The sequence below is a fragment of the Streptomyces sp. NPDC058307 genome, from assembly GCF_042880295.1.
Lineage (GTDB): Bacteria > Actinomycetota > Actinomycetes > Streptomycetales > Streptomycetaceae > Streptomyces.
Genome location: NZ_JBHVYZ010000003.1, coordinates 211,966 through 230,716, shown reverse-complemented (window position 1 = coordinate 230,716; position 18,751 = coordinate 211,966). Strand labels below are relative to the sequence as shown.

Sequence of the window (18,751 nt, the reverse complement as noted above, 5' to 3'; positions counted from 1 at the left end):
CGAGGACAGAGCACGATGGCACTGCAGATCAGCGCGACGAACCCGGAGCACCCCGCGCTCCTGCTCGAACTGCCGTGGCAGCTGCCGCTGGAGCAGTGGCCGGAGGAAGTCCTGGTCCCGCTGCCGCGCGGCATCTCCCGCCACGTGGTGCGCTACGCCCGCGCCGGCGACGAGGTCATCGCCGTGAAGGAGCTCGCCGAGCGCCCGGCGCTGCGCGAGTACGAGCTGCTGCGCGACCTGGACCGGCTCGGCATCCCCGCCGTCGACCCGCTCGCCGTGGTCACCGGGCGCACCGACGCCGAGGACGCCCCGCTGGAGCCGGTGCTGGTCACCCGGCATCTGGGCGGCTCGATGCCGTACCGCTCAATGTTCGAGACGACCATGCGGCCCGCCACCATGCACCGCCTCATGGACGCCCTGGCCGTCCTCCTGGTCCGGCTGCACCTGGCCGGGTTCGCCTGGGGCGACTGCTCCCTGTCCAACACCCTGTTCCGGCGCGACGCGGGCGCCTACGCCGCCTACCTCGTCGACGCCGAGACCGGCGACCTGCATCCGCAGCTGAGCCCCGGGCAGCGGGACTACGACCTCGACCTCGCCCGCGTGAACATCAGCGGCGAACTGCTCGACCTGGAGGCCTCCGGTGCGCTGCACCCCTCCGTGGACGCCATCGAGTTCGGCATGGAGATCTGCTCGCGCTACACCGGCCTGTGGGAGGAGCTGACCCGCAGGTCCGTCTACCCGGCGGGCAAGTACCACTACATCGAGCGCCGGATCCGGCGGCTCAACGACCTCGGCTTCGACGTGGCCGAGATGCAGATCGAGCACGCGCCGAACGGCGACGAGGTCACGTTCGTGCCGAAGGTCGTGGACGCCGGTCACCACCAGCGCCAGCTCCTGCGCCTGACAGGCCTGGACACCGAGGAGAACCAGGCCCGCCGGCTTCTGAACGACCTGGAGAGCTGGATGGCCACTCAGGACGACTACGCCCCGGGCGACCCGCTCGGCGCCCGCCCCGAGGTGCTCGCCCACCGCTGGGTGCGGGACGTCTTCCGGCCCACGGTGCGGGCCGTGCCGCTGGACATACGCGGGTCGATGGACCCGGCCGAGATCTACCACGAGCTCCTCGAGCACCGCTGGTACCTGTCCGAGCGGGCCCAGCACGACATCGGCCTGGACACGGCGGTGGACGACTACATCAACAACATCCTCCCCAAGGCCCGGGAGACGCTCCAGCCCACCCCCGCCACCGCCGACTGACTCAGGCGTGCGGCACCACGGCCACCGGGCAGTCCGCGTGGTGCAGCACACCGTGGGCGACCGAGCCGATCCGGGCACCCACGGCGGTACGGCGGGCCCGGCGTCCGACGACCATCAGTTGCGCCCGCGCGGTCATCGACAGCAGTACCTCGCCCGCGCTGCCCATCTCCACGTGCTCGGCGACCGGCACGTCCGGGAAGCGCTCCCGCCACGGCCGGAGCGCCGAGGCCAGGGCCTCTTTCTCGTACGGCTCCAGGCCACCCGCCTCGTCGAGGAGCTTCAGCGAGCCGGGGCTGTAGGCGAACACCGGCGGCAGCGTCCAGGCCCGTACGGCACGCACGGCCGCTCCCCGGGCCGCCGCCGTCTCGAAGGCGAACCGCAGGACCTCGGCACTGTCCTCCGGGTCCCCTTCCTGGCCCACCACGATCTCGCGCCCCGAGACCTCCGCGGTGGCCTGGTCCCCGGCACGCACCAGGACCACGGGCCGCGTCGCCTCGACGATCACCTGCTGGCCCACCGAGCCCAGCAGGAAGCCGACCACCGGCCCGTGCCCACGGGAGCCCAGTACCAGCGACTCGGAGTCGGCGGCCGCCGCGACCAGCACGTCGACGCTGCCGCCCTCCACGAGATCGGTGTCCACGTCGAGCCCGACGTGCCGCCCGGTGACGGTCCGCACGGCGTCGGCCATGGCCTCCCGCGCCCAGCCCGCCTGGGTGTCCCGGTCGCCCGCGTCGATCCCCTCGTACGGCTGGAACCGCCACGCGTGCACCACCCGTAGCGCCACGCCTCGCCGGACCGCCTCCCGCGCGGCCCAGCCCAGCGCGGCGAGGCTCTCCTCGGTTCCGTCGATCCCTGCGGTGATCGGGCGTGTCATGCGCCGGCCTCCTCGTTCTTGATCAAAGCGGTGGACCCTGGACTCCAGTCTTCACTACGCTCCCCGCATGGCATTGGAGTGGGAGCAGGTCATCGTGGACGCCGCCGACCCCGCCGCCCTCGGGCGCTGGTGGGCCGAGGCGCTGGGCTGGGTGGTGGTCGAGGACTCACCGGACGAGTTCGAGATCCGTCCCGAGAAGGACCGGATCCCGGGCCTGCTGTTCGTGCCGGTGCCCGAGGCGAAGACCGTCAAGAACCGGCTCCACCTCGACTTCCGGCCGGACGACCGGGACGCCGAGGTCACCCGTCTCCTCGCCCTGGGCGCCCGGCACGCGGACATCGGGCAGGGCGAGCAGTCCTGGGTGACGCTCGTGGACCCCGAGGGCAACGAGTTCTGTGTGCTGGGCGAGCGCCGAGCCTGACCCCGACAGGGTCTGGCATACCTGCGCGTAGCCCGGCGATCGAACATACGATGGGCGGGACCGGGACGGTGACCACGGGGGGCGTCGGGCCCTGACCGACCGCTCGGGGTGGGAGACGTATGGCACAGGCCGCCGAATCGGCGCGGACCGTCATCCTGACCGTGGACGACGACCCGGGGGTCTCCCGCGCCGTCGCCCGCGATCTGCGGCGGCGCTACGGCGAGTCGTACCGGATCGTGCGCGCGGAGTCGGGTGAGTCCGCGCTGGAGGCGCTGCGGGAGCTGAAGCTGCGCGGCGACCTCGTGGCGGTGATCCTGGCCGACTACCGCATGCCGCAGATGAACGGCATCGAGTTCCTCGAGCAGGCCCTGGACGTCTATCCGGGCGCCCGGCGCGTGCTGCTGACGGCGTACGCGGACACCAGTGCGGCGATCGACGCGATCAACGTCGTCGACCTCGACCACTACCTCCTCAAGCCCTGGGACCCGCCCGAGGAGAAGCTCTACCCGGTCCTCGACGACCTCCTGGAGGCGTGGCGCAGCAGTGACTACCGGCCCGTGCCCGCCACCAAGGTGATCGGGCACCGCTGGTCGGCGCGCTCCTCGGACGTGCGGGAGTTCCTGGCCCGAAACCAGGTGCCGTACCGCTGGTACTCCACGGACGAGCCCGAGGGACAGCGGCTGCTGGCGGCCGCGGGCGAGGACGGGCAGCGGCTACCGGTGGTGATCACCCCGGACGGCACTCCCCTGGTCAAGCCGGAGGCACCCGACCTGGCCGCCCACGTGGGTCTCGCCACGACCCCGACCGCCGACTTCTACGACCTCGTCGTCATCGGCGGCGGCCCGGCCGGGCTCGGCGCGGCGGTGTACGGGGCCTCGGAGGGGCTGCGGACCGTGCTCGTGGAGCGCTCGGCGACGGGCGGACAGGCCGGGCAGAGCTCACGGATCGAGAACTACCTGGGCTTCCCCGACGGCGTGTCGGGCGCCCAGCTCACCGACCGGGCCCGCCGGCAGGCGACGAAGTTCGGCGCGGAGATCCTCACCGCCCGTGAGGTGGCGGGTCTGGAGGTCAACGGCGCGGCCCGCACCGTGCGGTTCTCCGACGGGTCGGCGGTGGCCGCGCACAGCGTGATCCTGGCGACCGGTGTGTCGTACCGGCAACTGGAGGCGCCGGGCTGCACGGACCTGACCGGCTGCGGGGTGTACTACGGCTCGGCACTCACCGAGGCGGCCTCCTGCCAGGGGCAGGACATCTACATCGTCGGCGGCGCCAACTCGGCCGGGCAGGCGGCCATGTACCTGTCCAGGGGCGCCAAGTCGGTGACCCTGCTGGTGCGCGGGCCCGATCTCACCGCGTCGATGTCGCACTACCTGATCCAGCAGATCGAGGAGGCTCCCAACATCTCGGTCCGCGCACGTACCGTCGTCGAGGCGGCGCACGGCTCCGACCACCTGGAGCAGCTGACCCTGCGCGACACCGAGACCGGGGAGACCGAACTCGTCGACGCGCAGTGGATGTTCGTGTTCATCGGCGCGGCCCCGCTGACCGGCTGGCTGGACGGCACGGTGCTGCGGGACGAGCACGGCTTCATCCTGGCCGGGCCCGACCTCACCGCGGACGGACGGCCGCCGGCGGACTGGGAGCTGGACCGGCCGCCGTACCACCTGGAGACCAACATTCCGGGCGTGTTCGTCGCGGGCGACGCGCGCGCCGAGTCCGCGAAGCGGGTCGCGTCCGCCGTCGGAGAGGGAGCCATGGCCGTGATGCTCGTCCACCGGTACCTGGAGCAGTCATGAGCGGGCGACTGATGCCGTGCAGCCCCGCGGAGATCGGCTCGCTGTTCCTGTTCGAGAAGCTCTCCCCCGAGCAGTTGGGGCAGTTGTGCGCCGCGGGGCGGGTCGAGAAGTTCGAGCCGGGTCCGGTGTACACCGAGGGAGAACCCGCCACCTGCTTCTACGTGATGATCGAGGGCACGGTCGTCCTGTCCCGCCGGGTCGGCGGCGACGACGTGGAGATCAACCGCACCTCCCAGAGCGGGGTGTACGCGGGATCCATGCAGGCGTACCTCGGCGACCGGGTGCAGCAGACCTACAACGGCTCCATGCGGGTCACCGAGCCCTCGCGGTTCTTCGTGCTGCCCGCGGAGACGTTCTCGGCCTTCATGCAGGAGTGGTTCCCGATGGCGGTCCATCTGCTGGAGGGGCTCTTCTTCGGTTCGAAGAACACCCAGCGGGCCATCGGACAGCGTGAACGGCTGCTGGCGCTCGGCTCGTTGTCCGCCGGTCTCACGCACGAGCTCAACAACCCGGCCGCGGCCGCCGTACGGGCCACGGCGACGCTGCGCGAGCGGGTCGGCAAGATGCGGCACAAGCTCGCCGTCATCGCCCAGGGCTCCTACAGCCCCGAGGTGATGGCGAACCTCATCGACATCCAGGAGCGCACCGCCGAACGGGTCGCCAAGGCGCCGACGTTGAGCCCGCTGGAGGCCTCCGACCGGGAGGACGCGCTCAGCGACTGGCTCGACGACCACGGCATCCAGGAGGGCTGGCGGATCGCGCCCACCTTCGTACAGGCCGGCCTCGACGCCGACTGGCTGGACCAGATCGCGGCAGCCGTGGACGAGGAGATCCTGCCGAACGCGATCGGCTGGCTCAACTACACCGTCGAGACCGAGCTGTTGATGGACGAGATCAACGACTCCACGAACCGCATCTCGCATCTCGTCGACGCGGCCAAGCAGTACTCCCAGCTGGACCGGGCCCCGTATCAGGTGGCCGACGTGCACGAACTCCTCGACAGCACGCTGCTGATGCTGTCCGGGAAGATCGGGCAGCAGATCAAGGTCGTCAAGGAGTACGACCGGACACTGCCGCGGATCCCGGCCTACCCGGCCGAGCTCAACCAGGTGTGGACCAACCTGATCGACAACGCGGTGCAGGCCATCAACAGCGCCGGCGGGGAAGGGACGTTGACCGTCCGGACCGCGCTGGAACACGACAGACTGCTGGTGGAGTTCCGGGACACCGGGCCCGGGGTGCCGCCGGACATCCGCGGGCGGATCTTCGATCCCTTCTTCACCACCAAGCCCGTGGGCGAGGGGACGGGGCTCGGTCTCGACATCTCCTGGCGGATCGTGGTCAACAAGCACCACGGGACACTGCAGGTGGAGTCCTCGCCGGGCGACACCCGCTTCCAGGTGCTGCTTCCGCTGACCGCCGTGGACAACGACACGACCGAGGAGCCGGAATGACCGACGTCAAGGGGATCGACCCGAGCGTGCCGCCCAGTGGGGAGGGGTGCGTGGAGTGCGACGCGGCGGGTGGCTGGTGGTTCCATCTGCGGCGGTGTGCGCAGTGCGGGCACGTGGGGTGCTGCGACTCCTCGCCCGGGCAGCACGCGACGGGGCACTTCCGGGACTCGGGGCATCCTCTGGTGCGGAGTTTCGAGCCGGGCGAGGAGTGGTTCTGGAACTTCGAGACCAATGAGATGTTCGAGGCGGGGCCGGAGCTGGCGGGGCCGGTGAGTCATCCGGAATCGCAGCCGGCGCCGGGCCCTGCGGGGCGGGTGCCGGCGGATTGGGCACGGGTGTTGCGACGGTGAGCGCCTGAGAGCTCGGTGCGTCCGGTGTGATGGCGGGTGCGAGTCGTCTGTGGCTGATCGCGCAGTTCCCCGCGCCCCTGGGTGGGTCGATCCGCTGTCAGTGCCAAGTGCCAGGATGTCACCGTGTCCCAGATCTTTGTCAGTACCCCACTCATCGGGCGGGAGGACGAGCTCGCCCGTCTGTTCGGTGTGCTGGAGCGTGCCCGCAGTGGGGAGGCGCGAGCCGTTCTCGTCGCCGGGGATGCCGGGGTCGGCAAGACACGACTGTTGGACGAGGTCACGGGGCGGGCCGCGGCGGCCGGGATGACCGTGCTCACCGGGCACTGTGTCGATCTCGGTGATGTCGGATTGCCGTATCTCCCCTTCACCGAGGTGCTCGGGGTGCTCGCTCAGGACGAGCGGTTCGCCGGTGCTCTCGCCGCGTACCCGGTGGTGGAGCGGCTGTTGGGCGGCGGCTCCGCCGGGGACTCCGGTGGGCGGCTGCGGTTGTTCGAAGGGATCGCCGGGCTGCTCGCCGATCTCTCGGACATCGCTCCCCTGCTGCTGGTGCTGGAGGATCTGCACTGGGCCGATCAGTCGTCCCGGGATCTGCTCCGGTTCCTGCTCAGCCGGGGCATCCTCCAGAGGTCGGCAGGTGGGGCGCCCACGCACCGGCTGGCCGTTCTCGCTTCGTACCGTGCGGACGATCTGCACCGGCGTCATCCGCTGCGGCCGCTGCTCGCCGAGCTGGTGCGGCTGCCCGGCGTCGAGCGGCTGGAGTTGCGGCCGATGGCCGACGGGGAGGTGGCCCGGCTGGTGCGGGCCCTGCGCGAGGGGCCGCTGCCGGACACCACCGTGCGGCGGATCGTCGAGCGGGCCGAGGGCAACGCCTTCTACGCCGAGGAGCTGCTCGCCGCCACGGGGAGCGGCGAGGGCGGGGTGCCCAGCGGGCTCGCCGATGTGCTGCTGATCCGGTTCGAGCAGCTGTCCGACACCGCTCAGCAGGTGCTGCGCACCGCCGCCGTGGCCGGGCGGCGCGTCGAGCACGACCTGCTGCGGGATGCCGTACGGCTGCCCGAGGAGGAGCTGGAAGCGGCCCTGCGCGAGGCCATCGGGCGGCAGCTGCTGGTGCCCGGCGAGCAGGACACGTACGCGTTCCGGCACGCCCTCGCCCGTGAGGCCGTGTACGGCGATCTGCTGCCGGGTGAGCGGGCGCGGCTGCACGGGGCGTTCGCCCGGCTGCTCGACGGGCGCGGGAGCCGGGCCGAGAGCGCGGCGGAGCGGGCCCATCACTACCGCGAGAGCCATGACCTCGCTCCCGCGCTCGCCGCCTCCCTGGAGGCCGCGGACCACGCCGAGCGGGTGGGGGCGCCCGCCGAGGAGCTACGGCATCTGGAAGCGGCCCTCGACCTGTGGTCGGCGGTTGAGCCGTCCGCGCGGCCCGCTGCCGAGGGGGTCGACCGGGTACGGCTGATGCTGCGGGCCTCGGCGGCGGCCGCGCACGCCGGCGAACTGCACCGGGCCGTCTCCCTCACGCGTGCCGCGCTCGCCGGTGTCGGCCAGGAGGCGGACTCCGAACTCGCCGCCCGGGTGCGCTACACCCTCGCCGGGAACCTGATGAGCGTCGACAACCTCACCGCGGCCTTCGCCTACAGCAGCGAGGCGCTCGCAATGATCCCCGCCGAACCCCCGTCCCGTACCTGGGTGTGGGCCGCGGCCACCCATGCGATGGCAGCCCGGCACGTCGGGGAGAACGAGGTCGCGCTGCGGGTCGCCCGACAGGCCCTCGGCACCGCGGAGCAGTTGGGCGTGCCGGACGCCCAGGCGGATCTGCTGATCTCCCTGGCCGTCCTGGAAGGCGGCAGCCGCCGCACGGAGGCGGGGCGGGAGCGGTTGCGGCAGGCCAGGGAGCTGGCCCGGGGGGCGGGCAACACGCCCGTGGAGATGCGTGCGCTGTTCAATCTCGCCGTCGGCTGCTTCGAGTCCGGTCACCTCGACGAGTGCCTGCCCTGGCTCACCGAGGGCCTGGACCGGGCCCGTCGCGCCGGGCTGCTGTCGTCGCCGTATCCGATGGAGATGCGCTATCTGCACCTGCTGGTGCTGTACACGCTGGGGCGCTGGGACGACTGCGTCCGCGCGGCGCACGCCGATGCCGGGGTGCTGCCCGCGGCCGGTGGGTACACGATGGCGCCCGCGCTGTACGTCGGGCTCGCGCGCGGCGACCTCGGGGCCGTCGACCGGGCCCGGACGCTGCTGGAGGGGCCGTTCGACTGGATGGCCACGCTCGTCGCGGGCGTCGCGCTGACCGACGCGGCGGCGCTGCGGGGCGATGCGGAGGACGCCGTGGAGCGGATGCGGTCCACCGTCGCGGCGCTGACCGACGACACGGGCGCGCTCCCTCACGTCACCGTCCGGCTGGCCGCCCTCGCCCTGTCCGCGGTCGCCGACCGGGCCGACGATCTGCGCCGTACAGGGGACTTGGAGGGGACGCGTCGCTGGGCGGAGACCGCGACCGAGCTGGTGGGGCATGCCAGGACGGCCACCGTGCACGGCCAGGACGGGAGACCGCAGGGTCCGGAGGGACAGGCGTGGCTGGCCCGCGCCGAGGCGGAGTGGACGCGGGCCGCGTCGGGGCCGGATGCCGAGGCGTGGGCGAAGGCCGTCGCCGCGTTCGACTTCGGTGACGTGTACGAACTGGCGCGCTGCCGTCTGCGGTACGCCGAGGCGCTGCTGGCCGCCGACCGGCGCGAGGAGGCCGTCGCCGAGGCCCGTGCGGCGCGTGAGGTGTTCGCCCGGCTCGGTGCCACGGTGCTTCTTGAGCGGGTGGACGAGCTGATCCGGCGCGGCAGGCCGGCCGAGGCCCCGCCCACTGCGTCGGTGCTCACGGCCCGCGAGCAGGACGTGCTGCGGCTGCTCGCGCGCGGACGCAGCAACCGCCAGATCGGCGAGGAGCTGTTCATCACCGGCAAGACGGCCAGTGTGCACGTGTCCAACATCCTCGCCAAGCTGGGTGCGGCGAGCCGCACCGAGGCCGTGGCCGTCGCCTACCGCGAGGGGCTGATCGTCCCGGAGACGACGGTCCACGACTGACGGCCTCTCAGTGGCGGGCGCAGTCCAGGCTGTTCAGGTCGACGGAGTCCGCCATGGCCTGCATCCCCTTGTCGTTGGGGTGGATGTGGTCCCCGCCGTCGAAGACGGGGAGCATCCGTTCGTGGTCATAGGGGCTGCGCAGGACGCGGTCGAAGTCGGTGACCGCGTCGAACTCGTCGCCGTGGCTCCTGATGAAGTCGTTGACGTCCTGTCGTACGGCCTCGGCGGCCGCGTCCCACTCGGGCCAGCCCTTGAAGGGGGCGATGGTGGAGACGACCACGCACGTGCCGGCGTCGTGGGCCCGGTCGACGATCTCGCGGTACCCGGCGATCAGACCCGGCGCGGTGACGCCGCTGTGGGCCTTGAGGTCGTTGACGCCTTCGAAGAGGAACACGGTCCGCACGCCCGGCTGGGAGAGCACGTCCCGGTCCAGCCGGTTCAGGGCGCTCGGCCCGGCCCCGTCGGCCAGCACCCTGTTGCCGGAGATCCCCTCGTCGGCCACGCCCTTGACCGTGGTGTGCGCCTTCTGGAGCCGACGGGCGAGGTAGTCGGGCCAGCGGCGGTTCAGGTCGGACGTGGACTGCCAGCCGTCGGTGATGGAGTCGCCGAGCGCGACGACGGCCCCGGTGGCCGCGGGCGTCCGCACGGAGACCGCGTCGAGGTAGAACCACGACCCGATGTGCTCGGTCCAGTGGACCCCGCTCTCCTCGGCGGTGTGGTCGCCCTGGGTGGCGTACGACGTCTGCAGGGCCATCGAGTGGCCGGTGACCGGGCCCGCCGCGTCCGGGGTGTGGACGCTGACGACCAGGTTCGATCCGGCGGCCAGTGCGCCGGGCAGCGGGTCGCTGTACACCGTGGCACCGGGCTCCACGGTGACGGAGGACGAACCCTCGAAGGTGAGCCGCCGGTTGGTGCCGCGCACCAGCGCGGCGTCCTTCAGTTGGAGGCCGGCGTAGGCGCTGTCGAAGGTGACCGGCTGGTGGCCGAAGGCGTTGGAGAGCCGGATACGGGGGTCACGGCCGCCGACGCTGGTGTGGACGACCATGCGGTAGCCGCGGTCGGCGGCCGAGTCGCCGATGGCGTACGCGCTCGCACCCCAGGTGATCACCCCGTCGGGCGGGCCGACGGCGGCCGGTGCGGGCGTGGCCTGGAGAGCCGCGGCCGCGACCGTGACCGCGACGAAGCGGGCCCGACGGACCGTCCGGCGCCTCATCGGCCGAAGCCCTTCAGGGTGACCGAGGCTCCCGGCTTCAGTGTCACCGTGCGGACGCTTCCCGCGTGGGCGACCGTCGTGGTGCGCCCGCCGACGCTGCGGATCCGTGCTTCGGTCGGTTTCCCGTCCCGCCAGCGCAGGTCGACGACGAAGCCGCCGCGGACGTTCACTCCCCTGAGGGAGCCGGAGGCGGCCCAGGCGTCGGGCAGGGCGGGCAGGAGTTCCAGGTGGCCGGGGCGGGAGTAGAGCAGCATCTCGATCATTGCCGCAGGGGTACCCAGATTCGCGTCGATCTGAAAGATGCCGCGGGCCTTTTCCACCTGGTAGATGTCGAAGAGGTTGAAGGCGGTGCCGTTGCTGCCTCCGTCGGAGGGGCGGAGGTTGTTGACGACGAGCTGGTAGGCGTGGTCGGCGTTCTTCAGGCGGGCCCAGCACAGGGCGCGCCAGGCGTTGGCCCAGCCGAAGCTCTCCATGCCGCGTGCGGTGAGCAGGGCGGTGGCGCCCTCGACGACCTCGGCCGGGGTGGAGCCGTCGGGGCGGATGCGGTCGCCGGGGAAGAGCCCGACGAGCGGGGACAGGTGGCGGTGGGTGGTCTCGCCGAGGTTGTCGGGGGACATCCACTCCTCCAGCCAGCCGGTGGTGGGGCTGACCTGCGGGAGGTACAGGCGTTTACGGAGGCCGGCGATCGTGGCGGCGAACTCCGTGTCCGTCTTCAACTGGGCGGCTGCCGTGCAGTAGTTGCCGAACAGGGCCCACACGAGTTCCTGGGCGTAGGTGATGCCCTTGGCGTCGAGGGGGCCGTGCTCGGGCGACCAGTCGCTGTCGGCGACCAGGACCTCCCGTGAGGTGCCCGGGAGGGTCATGGTCAGCAGCCGTGCCTCCCAGAACTCGCAGGCGCCCTTGAGAAGGGGGTAGATCTTCTCCAGATGGGCCCGCGAAGCGGTGAACTCGTAGTGCTCCCAGAGGGAGTTGCACAGCCAGGCGTTGCCCGCCGGATGCCACCACCAGCCGCCCCCGCCGAAGGGGTTGGTGGAGATGGCGACCGTCCAGCCGGCGTTCTTTCCCGTGGAGTTGCGGTAGCGGTTGCGGGGGTCGTTGAAGAGTCTGCGGGTGAGGTCGGTCCAGGACGGCAGCTGGGCGACGCAGTAGTCCGTGAACGCGTCGAAGCACTGGGGCAGACCGGCCCGGTCGGCCGCCCAGTAGTTCATCTGGATGTTGATGTCGGTGTGGTAGTCGCCCATCCAGTCGGGGTCGTTGCCGTCGAGCCACAGCCCCTGCAGGCCCAGCGGCAGGCTGCCGCGTGAGGCCGCGATCATCAGGTAGCGGCCGAACTGCAGGTACTGGGCCTCCAGTTCGGGGTCGGGTGCTCCGTCCCTGGCGCGGGCTCGCAGGCGCTCCCAGGTGTCGAGGGAGCGCTGCTCGGCGGAGGAGGTGCCGAGCGAGACGTCCAACTGCCCGAACAGGGCGTGGTGGTCGGCGGTGTGGGTGCGGAGCAGGGTGTCCGCCGAGTGGCGGGCGGCCGCGCGGACCTTGGTGCGCGCGAGCTCGTGCGGGTCGAGGGAGGGGTCGCGGTAGTGGGCGGCGGCGTCGGGCGTGTAGTTGGTGCCCCCGCTCAGGACGACGGTGAGCTCCCTGCACCCGGTGAAGCCGATGTGCGGGCCCTCGACGGTGACGCGGCCACCGGAGCCGTACGCCGCGATCGCGGCCCCGTGTCTCAGGCCGTTCGGGAGAGTGGCACCGAAGGAGACCGCGGGCTCCTCGCCATGGGTTCCCTCCAGTGTGATCGTGCCGGTGTAGCGGCCTCCTCCGCTCTGGGTGAAGTGCAGGACGATGACGTCGTCGGGGTGGCTGGCGAAGATCTGACGTCGGTAGGTGACGCCGGAGCGGACGTACGAGGTCTCGTTCACGCCCTGGGCGAGGTCGAGGGTGCGGCGGTAGCCGGAGACGGCGGAGAGGTCGTGGTCGGGGATGTCCACGGTGAGCCGGGCCAGCAGGGTGAAGGAGCCGAAGTCCTGGCGGCCGTAGGGGAACTGGCCGTCGGCGTCGAGGGTGTCGTTCAAGCCGCCGGTCCACATCGTGGCGTCGGTGACGAGCAGGAGTTCTCGGCCGGGGTCGTTGCTCGCGAGGGCGCCGAGGCGGCCGTTGCCGACGGGCAGGCCCTGTTCGATCATCGAATGCTCGTCGGCGGGGGCCTGCCACCAGAGCCGGTGGCGCGCGTCGGTGTCGAGGGCCGGTGAATCGGTGGGTCGCTGCGGCGCCGCGGTCGCCGTGAACGTGGGCAGGGTGGCGAGCGCGGCGGTCAGCGCGAGGACACCGCGTCGGGAGGGGGCGGGGGGCATGGCGGCTCCTGGATGCTCGGAGAGGACTTCGGCACGTCGATCCACCGGATCAGGGCTTCGGCACGTCGATCCGCTTGATCAGGACTTCGGCACGTCGATCCGCTTGATCAGGACTTCGGTACGTCGATCCGGTCGATGTCCGGCGCGTAGCCGGTGCCGCTGTCGAAGGTGATCGTGTTGGCGCCGGCTTTGAGCGTCACGGGCACGTACACGCTCGACACGGTCCCCCAGTCGCCGGTGGCGGGGAGCTTGTGGCGGGTGGCGCCGCCGCCGTTCGCCGAGACGTCCACCGAGCGGGCGTCACCGCTGATGTAGGAGACCTTGATCTGGTAGGTGCCGGCCTTGGCGACGACGACGTCGTTGAAGGTCAGGGTGCCACCGAGGTACAAGTTGCCGACCTTCTTCCCGTTCGAGCAGGCGGAGCAGTCGGCCACGGAGGCGTTGCCCTTGAGGGTGTTCGCGGCGGACTCGGCCTCGTGTCCCGTGAGGGCGACCGCGGTGCCGTGCGGGGTGACCGTGAACAGGCGCGAGCCGTGGGCGGGCAGGGCCTGGGTGACCTTGTTCGTGTAGGTGCCGAGGTTCTCGTGGTTCCACAGGTCGCGGACGGACGCCTTGCCGGTGAAGCCGAGGGTGGTCCAGTCGGCGCTGACGGCGGCGGGGGCGTCGGCGAGGTTGAACAGGGCGACGGTGTAGGTGCCGTCGGTGGTCTTCGCGGCCCACACCTGCTGCGGGTCGGACGGGGTGACCGGCTGCGCGGGCGGGTTGGGGCCCTGGTCGATCGCGATGACCTCGCGGTTGGTCAGCAGGGACAGGCCGTAGGAGTCGAGGCGGGTGAGGTCGTCGCCGGTGTAGAGGGGGGACTTGGCGATGGCCCACAGGGTGGCGTAGCTCTGCCGTTCGGCCTTGGTGAGGCCGTCCATCTGCCCGTTGCCGACGTCGAGGGAGTCGAGGTCGTTCCAGCCGCCGGGTCCGGCGTGCCGGGTCCAGGCGGGGGTGTCGTCCCAGCGGTCGTCGACCGAGTTCTCCCAGCTGACCAGCGTGTTGCAGTAGCACTCGACGTCGGTGTCGATGCGCCAGCCCTGCGAGTACTTCTTCCAGTCGGCGGCGTGTCCGATGTCGAGGGACCAGGAGAGTTCGAAGTGGATCGGACGGCCGGTGGCGGCTATCGCCCGGTGCCAGGCGGCCACGTCGGCAACGTTGTCGTACTGGTCACCGCTCTTCCCGGAGCCGGGCCCGACGCCGTCGAGCTTGAGGAAGTCGTAGCCCCAGTCGGCGATCAACTGGGCCTGGGAGTCGATGTACTTGCTCGTGCAGGGCTTGGAGAAGTCGAGTTTGTAGGCGCTGTCCCAGCCGTTGGTGGTGCGCAGGTCGCCGTACACGATGTCGGCCGTGGTGCAGCCCTCGGCGTTCCAGATCGGGGTCTTCCCGTCGCCGTAGGCCCCCTTCTCCAGGCCGGCCGGGAGATAGATGCCGGCCTTGAGGCCGTTGGCGTGGATGCGGTCGGCGACGGCCTTCATACCGCTGGGGAAGCGGACCGGGTCGGGCTTCTGGCGGCCGTACCGGTCGAACCCGGACTTCCAGGTCTTGTCCATCCACCAGCCGGCGTCGATGTTGACGTACTCGTAGCCGTACTTCTTCAGCTTGGCGGCGAGGGCGTCGGTCTGCTTCAGGACGTTGGCCTCGGTGAGGTAGCTGTAGTCGCCGTCCGGGTTGAGGCCGGGGTACTTGGAGGACTGCATGCTCCAACTGGACCAGCCCATGTAGGGCTTGGTGGCGGGGGCGGGCACCGGGGAGTCGGCGGCGTGCGCGGTGGGGGCGGCGACCGCAGTGAGCGCGAGCACCAGCAGGGCGCTTGCGGGCATGGCGAAGTACGAGGATGACCGCATGGGTCGTACCTCCAATGGGGTGCGGGTGGAGTGCGGGTCGGGCGCGGGGTCTTAGCGGCTCGGGTCCGGGCTGATGAAGGACTGGATGGCGGTGGCGGCGGCTCCGCGCGCCCACTCGTCGAAGGGCAGCGGGTGGGTGCGGACGTCGCACCGGGCGGCGGAGCCGAAGGCGGCCGCGACGAAGGCCTCGCGGATCTGCTCGGCGAACAGGTCGTAGGCGGCGAGTCCCTCGCCGGAGATGATCACGCGTTCGGGGCCGAGGAGGTTGGCGACGGTGGCGATGCCCCGGCCGATCGCCTCGCCCGCGCGCGCGTACACGTCCCGGGCCCCGGCGACCCCTTCACGGGCCAGGGCCAGGGCCGCTCGGGCGTCGGGGAGTTCGGCGCCGGTGGCCTCGCGGACCTGCCGGACGATCGCGGCCTCCCCGGCGATCGCCTCGACGCAGCCGCGGTTGCCGCAGTGGCAGAGCGGACCGGACGGATCGACGGTCACATGGCCGATCTCCCCGGCCACTCCGTGCGCCCCGGCGACCACCCGGCCGTGCACCACCAGGCCGCAGCCGATGCCGGCGCCCACGGTGACCACGGCGAAGTCGGACAGGCCCGCCCCTGCGCCGAACCACTGCTCGCCGACCGTCAGGGCGCGTACGTCGTTGTCGACGGTGACCGGCAACCCGGTGGTCATGGCGGCGAGTTCGGCGAGCGGGACCTCGCGCCACTCCAGGAACGGCGAGTAGCGGACGGTGCCCTCGGCCCGGTCGACGTCACCGGAGACCGCGATGCCGAGCCCCAGGACGGGGGCCGTGGGGCCGTCCGTCTCGGCCAGGAGCTTCTGGGTGAGCTCGGCGATGCTCGCGAGCACCGTCCTCGGGTCGCGGTCGGGCAGGGGCAGATGCCGGGCGACCCGGATACGGCAGCACAGGTCGGTGAGAACACCGATGACCTCGCCACCGGTGACCTTGACGCCTATGAACAGAGCCCGTCCGCCGTCCACCCGGACGAGGTTCGCGGGCCGGCCGAGAGCGGGCCGGGCCTCCTCGTCCGCGCCCTCCACCAGGTACCCGGCCTCTATGAGGGGGCGGACCGCCTTGGTGACGGCGGCCGGTGACAGTCCGACACGCCGGGCCACCTCCAGACGGGTGAGGGGCCCGTGGGACAGGACAGAGGTGAACACCTGTGAGGCGGCGGGGGTGTTGGCGGGGAACGTCTCGGCGCGGGTGGTGGGGCGCATGACCGGGAACCTAGGGGGATTCTTTTCCGCCGTCAATAAAAGAAGCAGGATTGGCTGTGCCGTTGCTGTGACCAGTCAAGGAGACGAGCCGTATGACATCAGCACGCGTGGTGGTCGGGACGGTGGCCGGAGCGGTCCTGCTGCCCCTTCTCGCGGTCCCCGCCCACGCCGACTCACCCGCCGCACCCGCGGTGGACCTCGCGGGGCTGCGCACCGTGTTGCGTTCCGCGCAGGCGCAGGGCGCGCCGGGGTCCATGGCCCGGATCGACGACGGGGGCACGGTGTTCCGGGCCGCGGTCGGCGTCGCGGACCGCACGAGCGCGCGGGCGATGACCGACACCGACCGGTTCCGCATCGGCAGCGTCACCAAGACCTTCACCGCCGTCGTCCTGCTCCAACTGGTCGACGAGGGCAAGCTGAAGCTCGACGCGCCGGTCAACCGGTACCTGCCCGGGCTGCTGCCGGACGACCGGATCACGGTGCGGCACGTCCTGGGCCACCGCAGCGGCCTGTACGACTACACGAACGACATGTTCGCCAAGACGGTCCCGGGCTTCGAGGCGGTCCGCAAGAGGGTGTTCACCCCCGCGGAACTGGTGAAGCTCTCACTGCAGCACCCGCGCACCAACGCGCCGGGCGCGGTGTACGCGTACTCGAACACCAACTTCGTCGTCGCCGGGATGCTCATCGAGAAGCTGACCGGGAACCCGGTGCGGACCGAGTACGAGCACCGGATCATCGAGCCGCTGCAGCTGCGCGACACGTTCTATGCGCACCCCGGCATGGAGATCCCCGGCCCGCACGCCCGCGGCTATCTCACCCCGGACCAGGCGGGCGCCCCGCTCGTCGACGCGACCGAGCAGACCGTGTCGTGGGCGCAGAGCGCGGGCGCGCTCATCTCCAGCACCCGGGACCTGAACACCTTCCTGTCCGCCCTGCTCGGCGGCCGGCTCACCTCGGCCGCGCAACTGGCCCAGATGGAACGATGGATGCCGTCGGGGACCAGCCAGGCGTACGGTCTCGGGCTGCGCCGTCGCGATCTGTCGTGCGGTGTCTCGGTGTACGGGCACACCGGTGCCGTGCAGGGCTTCTACACATACGCGTTCGCCTCGAAGGACGGCAAGCGCACGCTCGCAGCGGTCGCCAACACGTCCAACAACGGCATGGTCCTCAACACGATGCTGCGCACCCTGGACTCCGCGTTCTGCGGCAAAGCGGTCAAGGCTCTGCGCGGCAACGCTCTACGCGGCAAGGCACCGCGCGGCGGGGCTCCGGTGGAGCGGCACGAGGACAAGGCGCCCGCGCTCCCGCTGGACTGAGCGCACTCCGGGAACCCCTGCGCCCTGGTGTGCGTTCTACCGGCGAGCGACGACACCAGGGCGGCACGATGAGCGAGTTGGTCCCAGGGGGCAATCTGCCTCTCCCCGAAGGGGCCGTCACCGTGCGGGTGTCCGGCCCCTTCGACGTGTCCGCCCTCGTCACTGACGAGGGCGGCAAGGTCCGGGGCGACGCGGATTTCGTGTTCTACAACCAGCCGGCCGCGCCCGGCGCCCGGCTCTCAGGGGACGCGCTGACGGTCGATCCCCGGCGACTGCGCGCGGGCGCCGCCCGGGTCACAGTGGTCGTCAGCCCGGCCGACCCCGGCACTCCCCTGGGCCGGCTGCCCGCGCCGGTCCTCCAGATCACGGGCGCCGGCGGTCGCCCGCTGGCCCGGTTCGCGCCACCGCGGCCCCGGCAGGAGACCGTGCTGCTGCTCGCGGAGATCTACCGGCGGGGCGACGGCTGGAAGCTGCGGGCACTCGGACAGGGGTACGCGGACGGGCTCGCGGGGCTGGCGCGGGACTTCGGGGTGGACGTCATGGACGACACACCGACGCCCGCGACACCTTCCGCGTCGCTGACGGCCCCGGGTACGGGGCGGGCCACCGCACCCTCGGCCGCTGCACCCCCAGCGCGGGCGACGCCCACGGCACCGGTAGCACGGCCTGCCACCGCACCCGCTTTCCGGACACCCTCGGGAGCGTCCGCGACCTGTCCACCACCCCCGAGCCACACGCCGCCCGCCCCGGCTCCTTCCCCCGATCTGGCCACCTTCCTCTCACTCGTCAACTCCGCCCGCTCCACCGCAAGTTCGCCCCCGGTCACGCTCGACCCCCGGCTCACCGAAGCCGCCCGCCGCCACGCCTCGGCCATGGCCTCCGCGGGCCGGCTCGGTGTCGAGGGCCCCGACGGGGTCTCCGTCTTCCAGCGGCTCACCGCCACCGGATTCGCGTACGTCACCGTCGGCGAACACCTCGTCTCCGGGCCCCGCAACCCGTCCGAGCTCGTCGAGTACTGTCTGCGCACCGAGCAGCCCCGGCGGACCCTGCACGACCCGGCCTTCAGCCACGTCGGGCTGGCGCACGCCACCCAAGGGCGCTCCGGCGACACGTACTGGACAGCCCTGTGGGCCAGGCCGCTCACGCCCGCCGACCTGAGGCGGACCGCCGACGAGGTCGTCGGCCTCACCAACCGCGAGCGGGCCCGCGCCGGTCTGCCACCGCTCGCCGTCGATCCCCTGCTGGCCCGAGCCGCACAGGCGTACAGCACCGACATGGCGGTCCGCGCCTTCTACTCCCACACCTCGCCGGAGGGCACCCAGCCCTGGGACCGGGCCGCCGCCGCGGGTTCCACCCGCCGCTCGATCGGGGAGAACATCGCGTGCGGCCAGCGCTCCGCCGCCGAGGTCGTCGAGGGCTGGATGAACAGCCCCGGTCACCGCGCCAACGTCCTCAAGCCCGACTTCACCCACATCGGGATCGGGTTCGCGGGCGGCGGCCCGGCAGGCACGTACTGGACCCAGCTCTTCGGTGCCTGATCCCG

The 18,751-nt window shown here is 71.8% G+C and carries 13 protein-coding genes; 8 read left to right on the top strand and 5 right to left on the bottom strand.

Going from position 1 to position 18,751, the window contains the following annotated elements; translation table 11 throughout:
* Positions 1–15: 15 nt before the first annotated feature.
* Positions 16–1,257: a DUF4032 domain-containing protein gene (locus ACFVYN_RS04130; RefSeq protein WP_389992149.1), complete on the top strand. Its 1,242-nt coding sequence runs from the start codon at positions 16–18 to the stop codon at positions 1,255–1,257.
* Position 1,258: 1 nt separating this feature from the next.
* Here the strand turns inward: ACFVYN_RS04130 and ACFVYN_RS04125 are convergent, their stop codons facing one another.
* The gene (locus ACFVYN_RS04125) at positions 1,259–2,131 is read right to left on the bottom strand and encodes a universal stress protein (RefSeq protein WP_389992147.1); all 873 of its coding nucleotides are present in this window, start codon (positions 2,129–2,131) and stop codon (positions 1,259–1,261) included.
* Between the two features lie 67 nt (positions 2,132–2,198).
* Here ACFVYN_RS04125 and ACFVYN_RS04120 point away from each other — a divergent pair, with 67 nt between their 5' ends.
* The 5 genes from ACFVYN_RS04120 (at position 2,199) to ACFVYN_RS04100 (ending at position 9,221) form a co-directional block, all read left to right on the top strand.
* Positions 2,199–2,552, top strand: coding sequence for a VOC family protein (locus ACFVYN_RS04120; RefSeq protein ID WP_389992145.1), 354 nt, complete (start codon positions 2,199–2,201; stop codon positions 2,550–2,552).
* 119 nt (positions 2,553–2,671) lie between these two features.
* Positions 2,672–4,348 carry an FAD-dependent oxidoreductase gene (locus ACFVYN_RS04115; RefSeq protein WP_389992142.1) on the top strand — a complete coding sequence of 559 codons (1,677 nt, stop codon included), beginning with the start codon at positions 2,672–2,674 and terminating at the stop codon, positions 4,346–4,348.
* Positions 4,345–5,802 carry an ATP-binding protein gene (locus ACFVYN_RS04110; RefSeq protein WP_389992139.1) on the top strand — a complete coding sequence of 486 codons (1,458 nt, stop codon included), beginning with the start codon at positions 4,345–4,347 and terminating at the stop codon, positions 5,800–5,802. Before ACFVYN_RS04115 ends, ACFVYN_RS04110 begins: the two co-directional genes overlap by 4 nt.
* A complete protein-coding gene (locus ACFVYN_RS04105) occupies positions 5,799–6,152 on the top strand; it encodes a UBP-type zinc finger domain-containing protein (RefSeq protein ID WP_389992136.1) in 354 nt (117 codons plus the stop codon). The genes ACFVYN_RS04110 and ACFVYN_RS04105 overlap by 4 nt, the downstream gene beginning before the upstream one ends.
* Before the next feature lie 123 nt (positions 6,153–6,275).
* On the top strand, positions 6,276–9,221 hold the full coding sequence (locus tag ACFVYN_RS04100) for a helix-turn-helix transcriptional regulator (RefSeq protein ID WP_389992134.1): 2,946 nt from the start codon (positions 6,276–6,278) through the stop codon (positions 9,219–9,221).
* 7 nt (positions 9,222–9,228) lie between these two features.
* On the opposite strand, the gene ACFVYN_RS04095 is transcribed toward ACFVYN_RS04100, so the two are convergent.
* The 4 genes from ACFVYN_RS04095 to ACFVYN_RS04080 all read right to left on the bottom strand — a co-directional run bounded on the left by ACFVYN_RS04095 (position 9,229) and on the right by ACFVYN_RS04080 (position 15,889).
* On the bottom strand, positions 9,229–10,434 hold the full coding sequence (locus ACFVYN_RS04095) for an SGNH/GDSL hydrolase family protein (RefSeq protein WP_389992131.1): 1,206 nt from the start codon (positions 10,432–10,434) through the stop codon (positions 9,229–9,231).
* Positions 10,431–12,773, bottom strand: coding sequence for a glycoside hydrolase N-terminal domain-containing protein (locus ACFVYN_RS04090; protein ID WP_389992129.1), 2,343 nt, complete (start codon positions 12,771–12,773; stop codon positions 10,431–10,433). The genes ACFVYN_RS04095 and ACFVYN_RS04090 overlap by 4 nt, the downstream gene beginning before the upstream one ends.
* A 107-nt stretch (positions 12,774–12,880) precedes the next feature.
* Complete coding sequence (locus ACFVYN_RS04085; RefSeq protein WP_389992127.1) at positions 12,881–14,659, bottom strand: alpha-galactosidase D; 1,779 nt, start codon at positions 14,657–14,659, stop codon at positions 12,881–12,883.
* A 51-nt stretch (positions 14,660–14,710) separates the two neighbouring features.
* On the bottom strand, positions 14,711–15,889 hold the full coding sequence (locus tag ACFVYN_RS04080) for an ROK family protein (RefSeq protein ID WP_389992125.1): 1,179 nt from the start codon (positions 15,887–15,889) through the stop codon (positions 14,711–14,713).
* Between the two features lie 92 nt (positions 15,890–15,981).
* Here ACFVYN_RS04080 and ACFVYN_RS04075 point away from each other — a divergent pair, with 92 nt between their 5' ends.
* Positions 15,982–17,208, top strand: coding sequence for a serine hydrolase domain-containing protein (locus tag ACFVYN_RS04075; protein ID WP_389992123.1), 1,227 nt, complete (start codon positions 15,982–15,984; stop codon positions 17,206–17,208).
* A 68-nt stretch (positions 17,209–17,276) separates the two neighbouring features.
* A complete protein-coding gene (locus ACFVYN_RS04070; RefSeq protein ID WP_389992121.1) occupies positions 17,277–18,746 on the top strand; it encodes a CAP domain-containing protein in 1,470 nt (489 codons plus the stop codon).
* Positions 18,747–18,751: the final 5 nt, after the last annotated feature.

What these genes read in the sequence shown, in the direction of transcription:
- ACFVYN_RS04130 (WP_389992149.1), top strand. Translation starts at nt 16, where the DNA reads ATGGCACTGCAGATCAGCGCGACGAACCCGGAGCACCCCGCGCTCCTG.
- ACFVYN_RS04070 (WP_389992121.1), top strand. Translation starts at nt 17,277, where the DNA reads ATGAGCGAGTTGGTCCCAGGGGGCAATCTGCCTCTCCCCGAAGGGGCC.
- ACFVYN_RS04075 (WP_389992123.1), top strand. Translation starts at nt 15,982, where the DNA reads ATGACATCAGCACGCGTGGTGGTCGGGACGGTGGCCGGAGCGGTCCTG.
- ACFVYN_RS04120 (WP_389992145.1), top strand. Translation starts at nt 2,199, where the DNA reads ATGGCATTGGAGTGGGAGCAGGTCATCGTGGACGCCGCCGACCCCGCC.
- ACFVYN_RS04085 (WP_389992127.1), bottom strand. Translation starts at nt 14,659, where the DNA reads ATGCGGTCATCCTCGTACTTCGCCATGCCCGCAAGCGCCCTGCTGGTG.
- ACFVYN_RS04090 (WP_389992129.1), bottom strand. Translation starts at nt 12,773, where the DNA reads ATGCCCCCCGCCCCCTCCCGACGCGGTGTCCTCGCGCTGACCGCCGCG.
- ACFVYN_RS04125 (WP_389992147.1), bottom strand. Translation starts at nt 2,131, where the DNA reads ATGACACGCCCGATCACCGCAGGGATCGACGGAACCGAGGAGAGCCTC.
- ACFVYN_RS04110 (WP_389992139.1), top strand. Translation starts at nt 4,345, where the DNA reads ATGAGCGGGCGACTGATGCCGTGCAGCCCCGCGGAGATCGGCTCGCTG.
- ACFVYN_RS04105 (WP_389992136.1), top strand. Translation starts at nt 5,799, where the DNA reads ATGACCGACGTCAAGGGGATCGACCCGAGCGTGCCGCCCAGTGGGGAG.
- ACFVYN_RS04115 (WP_389992142.1), top strand. Translation starts at nt 2,672, where the DNA reads ATGGCACAGGCCGCCGAATCGGCGCGGACCGTCATCCTGACCGTGGAC.
- ACFVYN_RS04095 (WP_389992131.1), bottom strand. Translation starts at nt 10,434, where the DNA reads ATGAGGCGCCGGACGGTCCGTCGGGCCCGCTTCGTCGCGGTCACGGTC.
- ACFVYN_RS04080 (WP_389992125.1), bottom strand. Translation starts at nt 15,889, where the DNA reads ATGCGCCCCACCACCCGCGCCGAGACGTTCCCCGCCAACACCCCCGCC.